Source organism: Acinetobacter sp. YH12108 (genome assembly GCF_013419055.1).
Lineage (GTDB): Bacteria > Pseudomonadota > Gammaproteobacteria > Pseudomonadales > Moraxellaceae > Acinetobacter.
This window is the reverse complement of record NZ_VPAW01000004.1, coordinates 15,430-32,599: the sequence shown is the minus strand read 5'-3', so window position 1 is coordinate 32,599 and position 17,170 is coordinate 15,430. Positions and strand designations below refer to the sequence as shown.

Genomic DNA, 17,170 nt, shown 5'->3' with positions numbered 1-17,170 from the left:
CTATGCCACGTATTAAAGTTCTTCCACATGCGCAAATTTGCCCTGAAGGCGCTGAGTTTGAAGTTGAACAAGATGCCAATCTATGTGAAAGCATGCTGAAAAACGGAATCAAGATTGAACATGCGTGTGATATGTCATGTGCATGTACCACTTGCCACGTAATTGTTCGTCGCGGTTTCGACAGCCTTGAAGAAATGAATGATGTCGAAGCTGATCTGCTCGATCGTGCTTGGGGTTTAGAGCCTGATTCCCGTCTGTCTTGCCAAGTGAAGATTGTGGATGAAGATCTGGAAGTTGAAATTCCAAAATATACCATTAATCATGCTTCAGAAAATCACTAAGATTCTGAAATCAAAAAACCACGCTTAAGCGTGGTTTTTTATGGTCTTTATCATTTATTTAAATCATAAAAATTAGATGACTTTTGATCGTTCAGCTGCTCGAAATGCTTCTTCAGCAGATAAAGGTTCAATGACTTCATCTTCAAGTTTTAATTTCACAATTCCTTGAGAGTTGGTCAGTTGCTGCTGGGTTTGAATGCGTTTAATCATTTTTTCTAGCACATGCAACAACTCTGGATAATCATAGTTTTGTACTTCATCCAGATTTAGCAGTAAATGAAAGCCTTTATACTCATAATCAAACCAGCGCTGATATTCAACTTTCTGGAAGGCATATTTTTCCATCACTTGCCAAGTGCGAACCGGTGCCTTAATCCCTTTCAGGAAAATTGGCTTTTTAGGTGCACATAGATAGTCATTTTTGATCAGGTTATGGGTATCTTCAGAAATCAGGATTTCATCAACTTCCGCAGCACTTTGTAAGCGTGCAGCCAAATTAGCATCACGACCAACAATGGTATAGGCCATACGGTGATTGGCACCATAGTTCCCCACGTGACAATAACCGGTCGAAATCCCCATACGGATATGTAATGGCGGATAACCCATTTTAATCCAGCGTTCGCGTAGTAATTTCATTTGCTGACGCATTGAAATCGCCATTTCCAGACAATTTTTAGCATCCTGCTCTACACCATCTGAATGCGGATCACCAAAGAAGATCAGGATGGCATCCCCCATGAACTTATCGACCGTTGCTTCATATTTCTTGGCGATTTCAGTCATATGGCTTAAATAGTCATTCAACAGGAAAGCCAAATCATCCGGAATCAGAGTTTCAGAAAGCTCTGTAAATCCCTGAATATCCGAAAAGAAAATCGTGAGTTTTTTACGTTTGTATTCGATCTTAGCTTCAGACTCGCCTTTCATGATGGATTGCCATAACTGCACTGGCGCATAACGGCTGAGCTGGTTAGCAAATTCCATATAACGGTTCATCTGGTCAAAATAATGATTTTTCTTTTGGGTCATATATTGCATACGACCGCTTTGATAGAAATTTCCGACACCAAAATAAGTAATCAAACAGATGAAACCTAGTACGGTGAGTTCCGTACTGGTGGGACTGAAATAGCTGGTAAACCCAAAAATGCCAATGGTAGACAGATAAAAGATCATGGTGCCAATCAGGCCAGCCAGTGACACCATCATGAACGAAATCTTGTTATTAATGGCGGTATATAGCAATGTGACCACTGCCAGTAGAGACAACACCAGATCCAGATGCACAGCTGCAAGTACAACCGATACGATAATCACATCTAGAACAAAGAAGAAATTACGTTTTAAATTATAGTCGTATTTATAAATCATCCACCGGGATAATTTCGGTGTGATCACCAAAACCAGTGCCAGAAATAACGGAACAAAAATCTGGTAATTGGTGTCCGGTTCCGTGTAGTGATAGACGATCAGAACCAGAGACAGCATGATATATCCCATCATCCGATGGAAATATTCAAACTGTTTTGGTTCCTGATGAATCCAGTCGTCTAATTGCACTCAATTACTCTCTTAAAGTCCAAAATCCTGAATGGACCATAAAATGTATGTCAACGCTTAGTCCATACGCCAGTCAAATGGCATATCCCCTTGACCGCGTAAAGCCAGCATCAAGGTTTGACGCATATGTGCCAATACTTCACTGCTATAAGGAACTGCTGGAGTGCCCCATACCGGCTTAGGCCATGCCACATCATTTTGATAACGAACCACATGATGAAAATGCAGTTGCGGCACCATATTGCCCAAAGCTGCGACATTCATTTTGTCGGCACGGAATACACGCGCTAACTGGCTCGATAACCAGCTTGATTCACGTAAGAACTGCTCTTGGTCAGCTTGGCTCAATTCATATAATTCGGTAATGCCTGGTACACGCGGAACCAGAATCAACCACGGAAATTGCATATCATTCATCAAACGACATGTTGATAAAGGAAAGTCGCCTACAAAAAACGTATCTTGAGCAAGTTGTGGATGCAAACTAAACATATCTTTATAAATGATGCAAAATTAGAATGATGGCTAATACTACCATATACAATTGCGACTGAGTATTGTAAGCGGGCGCTTTAGGGCAATTTTGTATGAATTGTGAAGGACAAAACGGCAAACTATTAGCTTAAATAATTTCATATGAAAACAAGCTGATATTCACACTATATTTATAAAAATGAAATATAGCGTGAATATTCATATTCCATGAAATCTAAAAATATTAATTTAGCTCTTTTAATAGGCTATCCAGTAAATCGCTGATGAACTGGATTCGTTTTTGATAATCTTCCAGCATCACCATCACTTTTAATCGCTGGCCGCCTTCCATCCTGAAATATGTCGGATGTTTCTGCATCATCTGGATAATACTCATAGCCTGAACTGGCGTATCTGGTGCAAATTCGATATGGCCACCCTGCCCACCAATGTCAATTTTGGTAATGCCCAGCTGCTCAGCTTTAAGACGTAGCTGATGCACAGCAAATAACTGTTTCACCGGTTGCGGCGGAATGCCAAAACGGTCAATCAGTTCCATACGGATATTATCGAGTTTTTCCTGAGTATCGGTATTACTGATGCGTTTATAGAACAGCAAGCGCTGATGTACATCACCCAGATAATCGTCCGGAATCAAGGCTGGCATATGCAGGTTGATTTCCGCAGTTAAAGACAATGGCGCATCAAAATTCGGCGTTTTACCTTTTTGAATCGCTTTAGTCGCCTTTTCCAGCATTTCCATATACAGGCTATAACCGATCGCCTGCATCGAACCACTTTGCTGCTCGCCTAAAAGTTCACCTGCACCGCGAATTTCCAGATCTTCAGTGGCGAGCATAAAGCCTGCGCCCAGCGTAGAGGCACGCTGAATCGCTTCCAGCCGTTTTTCTGCATCGCCTTTCAAGGCTTTTAAGGATGGCACTAACAGATAGGCATAGGCCTGGTGATGCGAACGCCCAACCCGGCCACGCAACTGGTGTAACTGTGCAAGACCGAGCTTGTCTGCACGCTCAATAATAATGGTATTGGCATTCGGCACATCAATCCCGGTCTCGATAATAGTCGAGCACACCAAAACATTGTATTCCTTGTGATAGAACTGCTGCATCACCTGCTCAAGCTCACGTTCTCGCATCTGACCATGTGCCACAATGACACGCGCTTCAGGCACCAGATTCCGGATATTTTCTGCAGCACGGTCAATGGTATCGACTTCATTATGCAGGAAATAGACCTGACCACCACGCAGTAATTCACGCAGAATCGCCTCTCGAATGGTGTCGCTGGTATGTTCCTGCACAAAAGTTTTTACAGCCAGACGGCGTGCTGGTGGAGTCGCGATAATCGACAGATCACGCATTCCGCTAAAGGCCATATTCAAGGTACGTGGAATTGGTGTTGCGGTAAGAGTCAGCATATCCACATCGGCACGCAAGGCCTTAATACGTTCTTTATCACGCACCCCGAAACGATGTTCTTCATCAACAATCATCAGCCCCAGATTATGGAACTGGACATTTTCCTGTAAAAGCTTATGGGTGCCGATGACAATATCGACTTTGCCATCTGCTAGGTCTTCAATCGTTTTGGTATGCGCTTTAGAAGAACCGAAACGGGAAAGCACTTCAATGCGTACTGGCCAATCCGCAAAACGGTCTTTAAAAGATTCATAATGCTGCTGTGCCAGCAAAGTAGTGGGTACTAATACCGCAACCTGGCGATTATTTTGTACCGCGACAAAGGCTGCACGCATGGCGACTTCAGTCTTACCAAAGCCAACATCACCACAGACCAGTCGGTCCATTGGTTTGGCCAGTTGCATATCATATAGCGTGGCTTCAATCGCATTGGCCTGATCTGGTGTTTCTTCATAGGCAAAGCCGCTAGCAAACTGCATATACAGACTTTGATCAACCTCAAAACTGATGCCCGGCTTAGAAGAACGACGTGCCTGAATATGTAATAACTCGGCTGCGACATCATGAATCTGTTCCAAAGCCTTACGTTTGGCTTTATTCCAAGCATCTGTACCCAGTTTATGTAAAGGTGCCAGATCTGGATCGCCACCACTATAGCGGCTGATCAGATGCAGGTTAGTCACCGGCACATAGACTTTAGCGCCTTCAGCATAGTCCAGTTGCAGAAATTCATGGTCCTGATCATCGATACTTAAAGTAATTAAGCCTGCATAACGTCCTACACCATAATCAATGTGTACCACTGGTGCACCAATGCTTAGCTCGGTCAGACTGCGGATCAGGAATTCTTCTGATACTTCCTGCTGACGCTTGCGACGACGTTGGACCACACGATGTTCGTAAAGCTGATTTTCCGAGATCACACTGATCCGATTTGTCAGAACAAGACCACGTTCCAATGGTGCACTGGTAATCGCAATCGCATGCAGAGAATCGACAAAAGCATCAAAGTTTTCTACGGTCGGAATATCGCCCAGACTTGGGCGCAGCGCATCTTTTAAGGTTTCACGACGACCGGCACTTTCAGCAACCAGTAAAACCGGATGATCGGCCGCATCAATATATTTTTTGACTTCGGTAAAGGGCTTTTCACGTTTTGGATCAACAGGCAAGCGTGGTGGTAACTGGGTATCCAGATTAATCACGCCGGCTTTCTCATCAAAAGCTTCTTGTGCCGCAATGATGCGACTAAACTGATTTAGCTGTTCTAAAAGCTGATTGGTCGGACAGAACAGTGCTTCAGGCGGCAGAATCGGCTGATCAATATTATGGCGGCGATCTTCATAACGGCGAGTTACGTCCTGCCAGAACTGTTCTAAACTCTGCTCCAACGCCTTATCTGTAATGACAATGCCATTCTTTGGTAAGTATGAAATTAAGGTACTTTGCCCTTGCATCGCTTCATGACTAAAGAATAAAGGCAGGTAGAACTCAATTCCCGGTGAAGCAATGCCATCCATTACATCCTGATAAATTGGATTTTTCTTTGGATTAGCTGTGGGGAAAAATTCTGCATAACGGTCACGGAAAGTAGCACGACCCTCCTTCAGTGGAAATTCTTGTGCAGGTAATACGGTAAATTGTTCTAGAGTTTGCGTAGTACGTTGCGTTTCCGGATCAAAAAATTTCAGGGTTTCAATTTCATCATCGAACAGGTCAATCCGGATTGGTGCATCCTGACCTGAAGCATATATATCGATAATGCTACCGCGAACTGCAAATTCACCATGGTCATAAACGGTGTCGACCAGATGATAACCAGCCTGAATCAGTTTTTTCTTTTGCTGTTCCAGATCCAGCTTTTGCCCGACTCGAATATCGAAGTGTTCACCCAGCACCCATGAAGTAGGTGCAACACGCTGTGCCAATGTAGAAGCTGCCAGCAACAATACGCCGCTTTGGGGCATATTAGATAAAATTGCCAGACGTTCAGAGACGATATCCTGATGCGGTGACAGACGGTCATAAGGCAAAATTTCCCAGTCTGGAAATATGGTCGGTTTAATCCCATAAAATTCCAGTTCACTTTCCAGTTGACCCAAATGCTGGTTATTACGCGCAACAATAACAAATAGACGCGATCGTTGCTGCTTGATAATTTCTTTCAGCAATAATGCAGTAGACGAGCCTTGCAGATTGCCTAACCAGCGTTTCTCGCCTGCCTTGAGCTTTGTTAAATTAAGTTGGGAAATTTCTTGTTGGAACATGTATATAGCTTTAAAGTCTAAACAACATGAAGCTTATACTATCACGATGATCTGGTGCTATTTCGTTATTTTTATGCAGTCGTTACAGATTGACTGCACAGGATAAAATCAGCCTATGATTCCGTTATTTTTTGTCGCGTAAAAAGTTACGATAATAGTCATTTAACTTTTTCACAATCATTTTAAATTGCAGCAGGTTTTCTTCAGTATTTCCTAATTTTGCATTAAAACGCTGATTGGCAATTTCCAGATCAATTTTTTCATTAATGATCATTGCAGTTGAATATAGCGCTTTTAAATCATCAAAAGTTTTCATGCGTCGGTTAGACAAATATTCCAGCCGCTCGCCCAGCTCCTCATTTAAATTAATCCCATCCACAATATAGCCGATCCCTTCTACATATTGGATATGATTCTCTTCCAGAAAAATCTGAGCCGGATCAGGTTTATTTGATTTAAATAAGTTGCTGATTTTATCAAACATGCTATGCACTCAATTCATTGTGTCATCGATATAGTCTAGATGAAAATACCCCAAACCCACAGACGGGATTTGAGGCAAATGGTTAAAATCAGTACGAGTCTATATTGGACTCATCCTTAAACTTTCAGGATACCTGTTCCCATTGGTTCATCATTGGGACTTCTGAAACCAGATTTTCAAAGGCAAAGATTTCATCCAGCTGAATTTCACTCAATAAACCCAGCTCCAACACCACTTCGGGTACAGTTTTATTTTCACGAATACATTGCTTGCCAATTTCATCACAAGTGGCATGACCTAAAAGTGGTTCCAGTAAGGTGATAATCCCGATACTGCGCATCACTGCATTTAAACAGTTCTGTTCATTGGCCTGAATTCCAGCGATACATTTTTGTTGTAGGGTCTGCATACCTTGAGTTAATAATTGGATGGATTCATTCAGAGATACTGCAATGACCGGCTCCATGACATTGAGCTGTAATTGCCCTGCTTCTGCTGCCATTGTCACAGTCAGGTCATTACCAATCACACGAAACGCAATCTGATTGACTACTTCTGGAATAACCGGATTGACCTTAGCTGGCATGATAGAAGAACCCGCCTGTAATTCTGGCAAACGGATTTCCGCTAGACCGGTACGCGGGCCAGAACTTAAAAGACGCAAGTCATTACAGATTTTGGACAACTTAACAGCCAGACGTTTCAGACTACTGGACAGAATAATAAACACGCCACAATCGCTGGTCGCTTCGACATAATCTTCCGCGCCTTTTAAAGGTAGGCCAGTAATTTTCGTTAAAGTTTGTACTGCATGTTTGGCATAACCATCTGGAGTATTCACGCCGGTTCCAATGGCGGTTGCACCCAAATTTACTTCCAGCAATAACTGACGCATTTGCTCAATCAGCTTCAGGTCTTCTTTTAATAAGGTTGCGAAAGCACGGAATTCCTGTTCCAGAGTCATTGGGACTGCATCCTGTAACTGGGTACGCCCCATCTTGATCACATATTGAAACTCTGATGACTTGCTATATAAAGTATCAATCAACGATTTTTGTACATGAAGCAGTTCATCCAGACGTGTATAAGTCGCTAGACGTAGTGCCGTGGGATAGACATCATTGGTTGATTGTGAAGTATTCACATGATCATTTGGATGCAGGATATGGTAATCGCCTTTACGATGCCCGAGCAATTCTAGCGCCCGATTTGCAATAACCTCATTCGCATTCATATTGATAGAAGTACCAGCTCCACCCTGATAAGGATCAAGCGGAAATGCCTCCTGCCAGTCCTGAGGTTGATGAATTAATTCATCACAGGCTTGTTGAATAGCACTACTTTGTTGTTCTGATATTTTCTGAAAATGTAAATTCGTTTGTGCTGCTGCTTTTTTAACTTGCGCCAATGCGCGAATAAAGTGTGCTTGCTGACCTACTGCCAGACCTGAGATCTGAAAATTCTCAATCGCACGCAAAGTATGAATACCATAATAGCTGTGCTGGGGAATTTGTTTTTTCCCCAATAAATCCTGTTCAATTCGACTTGATTCTATTTGCAACATATTGTCCATGTCATATTACTCTTAGCAATGATGCACCATTCAGAATGGCATTCATTCACTATGAAGAGAGGCCCTAAAAACAAATAGAAGTGATTTAAGCAGGATTTGAAACAAAATATGTCTAATTCGAGATTGTTGTTATTTTTGTAAAATTGTGTAATTAAAATACAAAAGTTCAATGAATTTAACTGTTTATTAAAATTATTTATTTTTCTTCAAAACCATGTGTAACTTTGTATTTTATAACCCTCTACTAATTCTTCATTTATATGAGAAAATTCTTAATTTACATAAAATATACACAAAAGCTGCTCAACTGTTACAGAGTGTAATTTTTAAACCATGTTTGAATCACTGCCCTGTGAATGCAGTTCAAAAATCATCCCGGATGATGATGTTTAAAATTTAAGGATACTCTGCCTATGAGCTCGCTTAACCCAACACTGATTACTTTTATGTTTTATATCGTCGCCATGATTGGGATCGGTTTATATGCCTATCGTGCGACGTCCAATTTTGATGAATATATTCTGGGTGGGCGAAGTCTGGGCAGTATAGTGACTGCGCTTTCCGCAGGTGCATCCGACATGAGTGGCTGGCTGCTGATGGGCTTACCCGGAGCCATCTATTTTTCCGGTCTGTCAGAAGTCTGGATTGCGATTGGCCTGATTATTGGCGCCTGGCTGAACTGGTTACTGGTAGCTGGCCGTCTGCGTGCCCATACTGAATTTCAGAACAATGCTCTGACCCTGCCTGATTATTTCACCAGCCGTTTTGCGGATAAGAAACGAATCTTACGCTTACTATCAGCCATTGTGATTCTGGTGTTCTTTGCAATTTACTGTGCTTCCGGTATGGTCGCAGGTGCGCGTCTGTTCGAAAGCCTGTTTGGCTGGGATTACACGACAGCACTTTGGCTCGGTGCAGTGGCCACGATTCTGTATGTGTGTATTGGCGGCTTCCTGGCAATCAGTTGGACCGATACCTTTCAGGCTGGCTTAATGATCTTTGCGTTGCTTATTACACCCATCATTACCTATCTGGCATTGGGTGATAACGCTCAACAGGTGGGCACCCTACTGGAAACTGCCCGTCCACATGCATCCAATATGCTGGAAGGCCTAAGTTTTGTCGCGATTATTTCTAGCTTGGCTTGGGGCTTAGGCTATTTTGGTCAGCCACATATTCTGGTGCGCTTTATGGCGGCAGATTCGGTCAAAACTATTCCTACTGCACGCCGGATCGGCATGACCTGGATGATTCTGTGTCTGGTGGGTGCAATGTCGGCGGGCTATATCGGGATTGCTTATTTTGCAGCAAATCCTGACCTTCCTGCTGCTGCAATCGTCAACCAGAATCCTGAAACCGTGTTTATGGAATTGACCAAAATCCTGTTTAACCCTTGGATTGCAGGCATCATATTAGCGGCAATTCTGGCTGCGATTATGAGTACATTGAGCTGCCAGTTACTGGTCTGCTCGACTACCCTGACTGAAGATTTATATAAGGGTTTCCTACGTAAAAATGCTTCGCAAAAAGAACTGATCTGGGTCGGTCGTGGCATGGTGATTGTGATTGCCTTGATTGCAATTTCATTGGCCATCAATCCAAACAGTAAAGTTCTGGGTCTGGTGGCTTATGCCTGGGCTGGCTTTGGCGCTGCCTTTGGTCCTTTGATCATTTTCTCACTGTTCTGGAAACGTATGACCCTCAACGGCGCGATTGTCGGAATGGTGATGGGCGCCGTGACTGTAATTGCCTGGAAAAATTATATGGGTGATACTAGTCTGTACGAGATCATCCCGGGCTTTATTCTGGCAGCGCTAAGTATCGTGATTGTGAGCCTATTGGATAAAGCGCCAAACCACGATGTCGTCAATCGTTTTGAACTGGCAAAAGCCGAATATCAGAAAGAAATGGCTGAAATGAATAAATAATCTTTCTATTTCAAATTAAAAAGGGACTTCGTGTCCCTTTTGTTTTGTCTGAATTTATACCTTAGCTTTAGCCGGCATTTTCAGCTTGATCTGCTGGGTTTCCTTGATCACTTCCATTACTGGATAACTACGGGTTTCTTTTACCCCCGGTAATTGCCACAAAATATCACCGGAGATTTTTCGGAATTCATCCATATTGGCACAGCGGATTTTCACCACAAAATCAAAACCGCCACTAATCATATGACATTCCACGATATCGGGAATATGCTGTACCGCCTCGGAAAATTCTTCCAACACATTCGGTGTGGTTTTATCCAGCAGAATTTCGACAAAGACCACAAAACCGTTATTCAGCATAATTGGATTAAGTCGCGCTTCATAACCGAGAATAAATCCCTCCTTAGTCAGTTTTTGTACACGCGCCAGTACCGCAGTTGGTGAAAGATTCACCATCTCTGCCAGTTTAATATTGGAAATTTTCGATTCAGACTGCAGCAAATCAAGGATGCGAATATCTATTCGGTCAAGGCTTAAATATGGGCTATTCATTAGAATTATTCTCTAAAAATGATACAAACTATAGTGAGATATTCGTCAATTATTTTGGGATTATAGATTAAAACTCATTCAACTCAAAGAACCGATTGACGCAGTACAGGAAGTCACTATGTCCACCACAATACGCCCGAATTCGCACTCGAATGCAGTGAAGCAATCGAATTACATTGCTGAATTTAAGGATAAAAACCAATATGAACAGCGCATCAATACCGCATGGCGACGTGCCGAGTCCGAGTGCATGGAAACGCTGCTGGAACATAGTGAAATTTCTTCAGAACTGACAGATAAAATTCAGTGCCTGGCTTTTGATCTGGCACATTCCCTGCGCGAGCGTAAAGGCTCAGGCGGTAAAGCCGGTATCGTACAAGGACTGCTTCAGGAATTTTCGCTCTCTTCTCAGGAAGGGATTGCCTTGATGTGTCTGGCAGAAGCCTTACTACGTATTCCAGATACAGCAACCCGTGACTTACTGATCCGCGACAAAATCAATCAGGGCAACTGGAAAGAACACCTTGGTCAAAGCCAGCTGATGTTTGTGAATGCTGCGGCTTGGGGGTTAATGCTCACTGGAAAGCTGATGGAAACTCCACAGCAGAAAAGCCTGTCGAGTTTATTAACCGGTCTTTTAGCACGTAGTGGCCGTGGCATCATCCGTAAAGCGGTGGACGTCGCAATGCGCATGATGGGTGAGCAGTTTGTCACTGGCGAAACCATTGATGAAGCCCTGAAAAATGCAGAACGACTAGAAGATAAAGGTTTCCAATATTCTTATGACATGCTTGGTGAAGCAGCGCTGACCGATCCAGATGCGGAGCGTTATTATCAGGACTATCAAGACGCCATTCATGCTATCGGCAAGGCATCAACAGATAAGGATGTTTATAACGGTCCCGGTATTTCCATCAAACTGTCTGCACTGCATCCACGTTATCAGCGCTCGCAAATGGACCGCGTCAATGATGAACTGTATAGCAAGGTACTGAATCTGGCAGTTCTGGCGAAAAACTATAATATCGGCCTGAATATTGATGCCGAAGAAACTGAGCGTCTGGAAATTTCCTTAGAGCTTTTAGAACGTCTTTGTTTTGAACCTGAACTCAATAACTGGAAAGGCATTGGTTTTGTGATTCAGGCCTACCAGAAACGCTGCTTCTATGTCGTGGATTACATCATTGATCTGGCTAAACGCAGCCAGAAACGCCTGATGATTCGTCTGGTGAAAGGTGCGTATTGGGATAGCGAGATCAAGAAAGCCCAGATCGAAGGTATGTCTGATTATCCGGTATTTACCCGTAAAGTGCATACTGACCTATCCTATATTGCCTGCGCACGTAAACTACTGGCAGAGCCGGACTATATTTACCCGCAATTTGCGACACATAATGCGCAGACCGTTGCCACGATTTATCAGCTCGCTAATCCAGAACGTTATTATGCTGGTCAATATGAATTCCAGTGTCTGCATGGCATGGGTGAACCACTATACGAAAATGTGGTGGGTGACAAAGCTGCTGGAAAACTCGGTGTTCCATGCCGGATCTATGCGCCGGTCGGTAACCATGAAACCCTGTTAGCTTATCTAGTGCGTCGACTACTGGAAAATGGCGCGAATACCTCTTTCGTGAATCGCATTGCCGACAAGAATTTAAAAGTCGAAGACCTGATTGAGAATCCGCGTCAAACCATTTTAAAAGCAGCTCAACAGGAAAATGCCTTAGGTGCTAAACATCCGCAAATCCCTTACCCAAAAGATTTATATGGTACTTTACGATCAAATTCGTCCGGTTTGGATCTGGCCAATGACGCAGACCTGCAAGCCTTAAATGAAGTTGCAACTGACTTGGCGAATAGCCAATTCCAGGCTGCTGCAATGGGTACTGCTTTCTCAGAAATTAACAGTCATCCTGTACAGATTATCAACCCAGCCCAGCATCAAGATGTGGTGGGTACTGTATATGAAGCAACGACTGAACAGGCTGAAATAGCCCTGACTCAGGCCGTAAATGCACAAAGTTTCTGGAGCAACTTGCCAAAGAATGAACGTGCTGCCTGTCTCAATAAAGCCGCTGACCTGATGCAGGAACGTCTGTTACCACTGATGGTTCTACTATCTCGTGAAGCCGGTAAAACTTATACCAATGCAATTTCTGAAGTCCGTGAAGCAATTGATTTCCTGCGCTATTATGCTGGCCAGATGCTGGACCTGTCTAATGATGTACATATTCAGCCTTTAGGAACTGTACTCTGCATTAGTCCTTGGAACTTCCCGTTAGCGATCTTTACCGGACAGATTTCGGCGGCATTGGTTGCTGGCAATACAGTCATCGCAAAACCTGCTGAACAGACTCCGTTGATTGCCGCTCAAGCTGTGCAGATTCTCTGGGAAGCGGGTATTCCACAAGATGTACTGCAATTATTACCGGGTCGTGGTGAAACCATTGGAGCTCAACTCAGCCAAGATTCACGCATCCAAGGCATCATGTTTACCGGTTCTACTGAAGTAGCAAAAATTCTACAGAAGACCGTAGCAGAACGACTGAATCAGTTTGGCGAAAGCGTCACTTTAATTGCCGAAACTGGTGGTCAGAATGCCATGATCGTAGATTCATCAGCGCTCACCGAACAGGTTGTGCTGGATGTAGTTAACTCAGCTTTTGATAGTGCTGGTCAGCGCTGTTCTGCCCTGCGTGTACTCTGTGTGCAGGAAGACAATCTGGATACTGTGCGTAAGATGCTACAAGGAGCCATGCAACAGCTACGTGTCGGCAATCCGGTTCTACTCAAAACCGATATTGGTCCAGTGATTGATGCCGAAGCACAGCAGAATATCCAGAAACATATTGATCAGATGCGCAGTAAAGGTCATCAAGTTCATCAGCTGATGTTTAATCAAGATGCTTCTGATCTGGCTCAAGGGACTTTTATTCCACCGACCTTGATTGAACTGCCGAATTTAAATGATCTTGAGCGTGAAATCTTTGGTCCAGTACTACATCTGATTAGCTATAAAGCCGGCGAGCTGCCACAACTACTAGATCAGATCAACAGCAAAGGATATGGCCTGACTATGGGCCTACATACCCGGATCGATGAAACCATGCAGACTGTAATTTCAAAAGCACATGTCGGGAACTTGTATATCAACCGAAATATTGTCGGTGCTGTGGTGGGTGTACAGCCCTTTGGTGGTGAAGGTCTGTCTGGGACTGGTCCGAAAGCCGGTGGTCCACTTTATATCTACCGTTTAATGCATCAGGTGTCTGAGAAGAAACTGGCTCAGCCTTATGCGATGCAGTCTGCTCAGGCACTACTTAAAAATCCGGTGTCGCAAGATTTTAAGGATTGGGTAAGCAAGACTTTTCCACGGGTTTCTTTGCAAGCTCCTGCTCAGATTGCAACGGGACATAGCTTTAGCCTGCAAGGTCCAACGGGTGAAGAAAACCAGTACATGATCTTGCCGCGTGAGAGTGTGCTCTCTCTAGCAGAAAATGATATGGATCAGATTCAGCAAATCTTGGCGATCTTATCGGTTGGTAGCCGCCCGGCCGTACTCGCAGACAATACTTTTATACTCAAGTATCTGCAAAGCATGCCCGCGAGTGTGGTGAAAGCTATTAAAGTTATCAAAGATATTGAATCAGGTGATTTTGAGGCTGTACTGCATCATGGCGAGACCACTGCATTGATGGATTTGCAGCAACGTATTACAAGACGACAAGGAGCTATTGTAGGTATCACGCATTTAAGCTCTGGAAATTATGAGATTCCAGTGGAGCGTTTCGTGATTGAACATGCAATCAGTATCAATACCGCAGCTGCAGGTGGTAATGCTAGTCTCATGACCATGTCAGGCCTATAAACAGCTTTAGTACTTAAATTATTTTAATCCCTTTCCTCTTATGGTCAAATCTCTCCCCTTTGAAGATTTGGCCTTTTTTTAACAGCTTTTCCAGCCTGTTTCCCTGAATAGCCTTAGGCAGAACAGCAAATTTTTGCTACCATCTTGGCTTTCAAAATATTTGCGATTTTTTACTGCATATGACCTCATCTTATCAGCAACAACTGGATGTCAAAGTTGAACGCATTAGCGTGCAATTTGCCGAATATCAACCACCTGCCCTTGAAGTATTTGAGTCGCCTGAACAGTACTATCGCATGCGTGCTGAATTCCGGATCTGGCATACTGAAGATGACCTGTTCTATGCCATGTTTGAACGTGATCAGAACAATAACAAGAAAGTGATCCGTATTGATGAATTCCCTGTGGCTGACCGCAGTATTAATGACTTAATGCCGCAATTGCTAGAAGCCTTCAAAGCCGATGCAACTCTAGGCCACCGCCTATTTGAAGTCCACTTTCTAGCAACACTAAAAGGTGAAGTACTGGTTTCCCTGATCTATCACCGTAAACTGGATGAAAGCTGGGAACCTGCAGCTAAAGCACTGGCTGAAAAATTGAAGATCAAGCTGATTGGTCGTAGCCGTGGCCAGAAATTTGTCTTGAGCGATGAGTTTGTCGTAGAAGAACTCACTGTATTTGACCGTAAATATCAGTACAAACAGATCGAAAGCAGCTTCACCCAGCCGAATGCGCAAGTCTGCCAGAAAATGCTGGAATGGGCATGTAATGCCGCGCAGCAATCTGACAAAGATCTGTTAGAGCTGTATTGTGGCAATGGTAACTTTACCCTGCCATTGTCTACCCGTTTCCGTCGTGCATTGGCAACTGAATTGGCCAAGTCATCTGTGTATGCGGCTGAATGGAATATCGAGCAGAACGGTATCGACAATATTCAGGTAGCACGTCTATCTGCTGAAGAATTTACGCAAGCTTTTAATGGTGAACGTACTTTCCGCCGTCTGCAAGAAGCCAATATTGACCTGTCAACTTATGACTTCGATACGGTATTCGTCGATCCCCCACGTGCAGGGATCGATGATGAAACACTGAAACTGCTACAGCGCTTTGAACGAATCATCTACATTTCTTGCAATCCGGACACATTACACGACAATCTGAAACAATTGTCCCAAACCCATAAAATTACCAAGTTTGCCTTGTTCGATCAGTTTCCTTATACCCACCATGTAGAGTCAGGCGTACTGCTGGAAAAACGCTAAAAATATTGTTTCAATTTATTTTTTTGTTACATAAATGGAGCTTTTGTTAGCTCCATTTTTATACATAAAATTAGTAACTTATGCATGAATTATCTTGTTTCAATCAAATAATATCGTTCAAAATCTTATCTCCAATCGAAAATTTGAAATACTGACTGCTGCTTTTATCACATAGGTCCTATTGCTTTATTTATTAAATTGGATATATTTCACCCTATGTTAGGTTGTGTATGAAGGCTCTATGAGTTTCTGGCAGAAGTTGTTTTCAGATGAACAACAAAATGAACACAAGAACCAGATTGCTTGTGTTGAAAATGATTGCTCTTGCAAGACAAATGAACAGCTCCTTGAAGCACTGTCTAAAGCAACTGATGAAGATATCATTATCGGAATCAAAAAAGTTCTAGCTTCTCGCGGTTACAGCCGTAAAGAACTCAATGAACTTCAGCACCTGCCGCTGCAATAAGCAGCTTAGGTCTTGATAAAAAGCATTTGCATACGCAAATGCTTTTTTTATATCTATCATTTGGATTTTTGCCTACCCTTCTTTGCTTTTAATCAGGTGGAACCTACTCCTTCTATCTAAACCTAAGTGTCTATATCTTTATTTCTTTTCAAATATGCAGATAAATGACTTTTCATATTTACTTAGGCTATTTAAACATTATAATTTTAGATCTATCCAATCAGTTCACATACAGCATTTATAAAGTTCGAAAAATTTAAAGATGACTGTCTAGACAACGAATTCTGGATAGAATTGAACCCTAAAACATCGATTAATTCACAAAAAAACAGTACACTTGCTGTTTAAAATACACTTGTTATTAAATGGCTTAATCTTTACATGCAGCGAACTAAACGGTTTCCCATAGGTGCGCATCTTATGGTTAAACATTTCGGTTATACTCATCACGGGATTTATGCCGGGCGTGGTCGTGTCATCCACTATTCTGGTTTTGCACATTTATTTAAGAAGCATCCAATTGAAATCACCTCAATTGAGAAATTCAGCAATGGCAAACCGATTCAGATCCAGTATTATGCTTCAGCAAAATATAAAGGCCGTAAAGTGGTTCGCCGTATGCGTTCCAGAATGCATGAAAATAACTATCACCTGATTATTAATAATTGTGAGCATCTCTGTACCTGGGCAATCACTGGTGTAGAAAGCAGCCCACAAGTCATTCAGATGATGAATCGCCTGACGACGATCGGTTATATCAGCTCCATGATGAGCTTTATGAATAGCCTTTTCCTGACCTTGACGACCACCTGTTTCGCTCTAGCTCTCTATATCAAGAAAAAGCTACGTGACAAGGCCAAACAACGTTTAGAGCAATATCGTGAGCTACATGAGCAGGTTAAAAACAATAGCCCAGATCTTGGCAATCATTTAAAACATCGCTAGGGTCA

At 42.9% G+C, this 17,170-nt stretch carries 12 protein-coding genes; 6 read left to right on the top strand and 6 right to left on the bottom strand.

Annotated features, from left to right (window positions below; all coding sequences use genetic code 11):
* The first annotated feature begins 2 nt into the window (after positions 1-2).
* Positions 3-341: an ISC system 2Fe-2S type ferredoxin gene (gene fdx / locus FTU46_RS03130; RefSeq protein ID WP_034702567.1), complete on the top strand. Its 339-nt coding sequence runs from the start codon at positions 3-5 to the stop codon at positions 339-341.
* Between the two features lie 72 nt (positions 342-413).
* Here fdx and FTU46_RS03125 read toward each other — a convergent pair whose 3' ends face one another.
* From FTU46_RS03125 to aspA, 5 genes are all read right to left on the bottom strand, one after another.
* Positions 414-1,904, bottom strand: a complete 1,491-nt coding sequence (locus tag FTU46_RS03125; protein WP_159122747.1) for an adenylate/guanylate cyclase domain-containing protein — start codon at positions 1,902-1,904, stop codon at positions 414-416.
* A gap of 57 nt (positions 1,905-1,961) precedes the next feature.
* A complete protein-coding gene (locus FTU46_RS03120; RefSeq protein ID WP_004786072.1) occupies positions 1,962-2,396 on the bottom strand; it encodes an HIT domain-containing protein in 435 nt (144 codons plus the stop codon).
* Positions 2,397-2,622: 226 nt separating this feature from the next.
* Entirely contained in the window at positions 2,623-6,084 is a 3,462-nt protein-coding gene (gene mfd, locus FTU46_RS03115) for a transcription-repair coupling factor (protein ID WP_180104319.1), read from the bottom strand.
* 124 nt (positions 6,085-6,208) lie between these two features.
* Positions 6,209-6,568, bottom strand: coding sequence for a hypothetical protein (locus FTU46_RS03110; RefSeq protein ID WP_180104318.1), 360 nt, complete (start codon positions 6,566-6,568; stop codon positions 6,209-6,211).
* A 124-nt stretch (positions 6,569-6,692) separates the two neighbouring features.
* The gene (gene aspA, locus FTU46_RS03105) at positions 6,693-8,141 is read right to left on the bottom strand and encodes an aspartate ammonia-lyase (RefSeq protein ID WP_180104317.1); all 1,449 of its coding nucleotides are present in this window, start codon (positions 8,139-8,141) and stop codon (positions 6,693-6,695) included.
* Positions 8,142-8,554: 413 nt separating this feature from the next.
* Between aspA and putP the strand changes: the two genes are divergently transcribed.
* Complete coding sequence (gene putP / locus FTU46_RS03100; protein WP_180104316.1) at positions 8,555-10,069, top strand: sodium/proline symporter PutP; 1,515 nt, start codon at positions 8,555-8,557, stop codon at positions 10,067-10,069.
* Positions 10,070-10,123: 54 nt separating this feature from the next.
* Here putP and FTU46_RS03095 read toward each other — a convergent pair whose 3' ends face one another.
* Complete coding sequence (locus tag FTU46_RS03095) at positions 10,124-10,621, bottom strand: Lrp/AsnC ligand binding domain-containing protein (RefSeq protein WP_004786082.1); 498 nt, start codon at positions 10,619-10,621, stop codon at positions 10,124-10,126.
* Between the two features lie 118 nt (positions 10,622-10,739).
* Here FTU46_RS03095 and putA point away from each other — a divergent pair, with 118 nt between their 5' ends.
* The 4 genes from putA (at position 10,740) to FTU46_RS03075 (ending at position 17,165) form a co-directional block, all read left to right on the top strand.
* Positions 10,740-14,492, top strand: coding sequence for a trifunctional transcriptional regulator/proline dehydrogenase/L-glutamate gamma-semialdehyde dehydrogenase (putA, locus tag FTU46_RS03090; protein WP_180104315.1), 3,753 nt, complete (start codon positions 10,740-10,742; stop codon positions 14,490-14,492).
* Between the two features lie 179 nt (positions 14,493-14,671).
* A complete protein-coding gene (gene trmA / locus FTU46_RS03085; protein WP_179992323.1) occupies positions 14,672-15,754 on the top strand; it encodes a tRNA (uridine(54)-C5)-methyltransferase TrmA in 1,083 nt (360 codons plus the stop codon).
* 241 nt (positions 15,755-15,995) lie between these two features.
* On the top strand, positions 15,996-16,220 hold the full coding sequence (locus FTU46_RS03080; RefSeq protein ID WP_004786091.1) for a hypothetical protein: 225 nt from the start codon (positions 15,996-15,998) through the stop codon (positions 16,218-16,220).
* A gap of 381 nt (positions 16,221-16,601) precedes the next feature.
* A complete protein-coding gene (locus FTU46_RS03075; RefSeq protein ID WP_125278319.1) occupies positions 16,602-17,165 on the top strand; it encodes a lecithin retinol acyltransferase family protein in 564 nt (187 codons plus the stop codon).
* Positions 17,166-17,170 lie beyond the last annotated feature (5 nt).

Coding starts and splice junctions, on each gene's coding strand:
- FTU46_RS03075 (WP_125278319.1), top strand. CDS start 16,602: ATGCAGCGAACTAAACGGTTTCCCATAGGTGCGCATCTTATGGTTAAA.
- FTU46_RS03110 (WP_180104318.1), bottom strand. CDS start 6,568: ATGTTTGATAAAATCAGCAACTTATTTAAATCAAATAAACCTGATCCG.
- aspA (WP_180104317.1), bottom strand. CDS start 8,141: ATGGACAATATGTTGCAAATAGAATCAAGTCGAATTGAACAGGATTTA.
- FTU46_RS03080 (WP_004786091.1), top strand. CDS start 15,996: ATGAGTTTCTGGCAGAAGTTGTTTTCAGATGAACAACAAAATGAACAC.
- putP (WP_180104316.1), top strand. CDS start 8,555: ATGAGCTCGCTTAACCCAACACTGATTACTTTTATGTTTTATATCGTC.
- mfd (WP_180104319.1), bottom strand. CDS start 6,084: ATGTTCCAACAAGAAATTTCCCAACTTAATTTAACAAAGCTCAAGGCA.
- FTU46_RS03095 (WP_004786082.1), bottom strand. CDS start 10,621: ATGAATAGCCCATATTTAAGCCTTGACCGAATAGATATTCGCATCCTT.
- FTU46_RS03120 (WP_004786072.1), bottom strand. CDS start 2,396: ATGTTTAGTTTGCATCCACAACTTGCTCAAGATACGTTTTTTGTAGGC.
- trmA (WP_179992323.1), top strand. CDS start 14,672: ATGACCTCATCTTATCAGCAACAACTGGATGTCAAAGTTGAACGCATT.
- putA (WP_180104315.1), top strand. CDS start 10,740: ATGTCCACCACAATACGCCCGAATTCGCACTCGAATGCAGTGAAGCAA.
- fdx (WP_034702567.1), top strand. CDS start 3: ATGCCACGTATTAAAGTTCTTCCACATGCGCAAATTTGCCCTGAAGGC.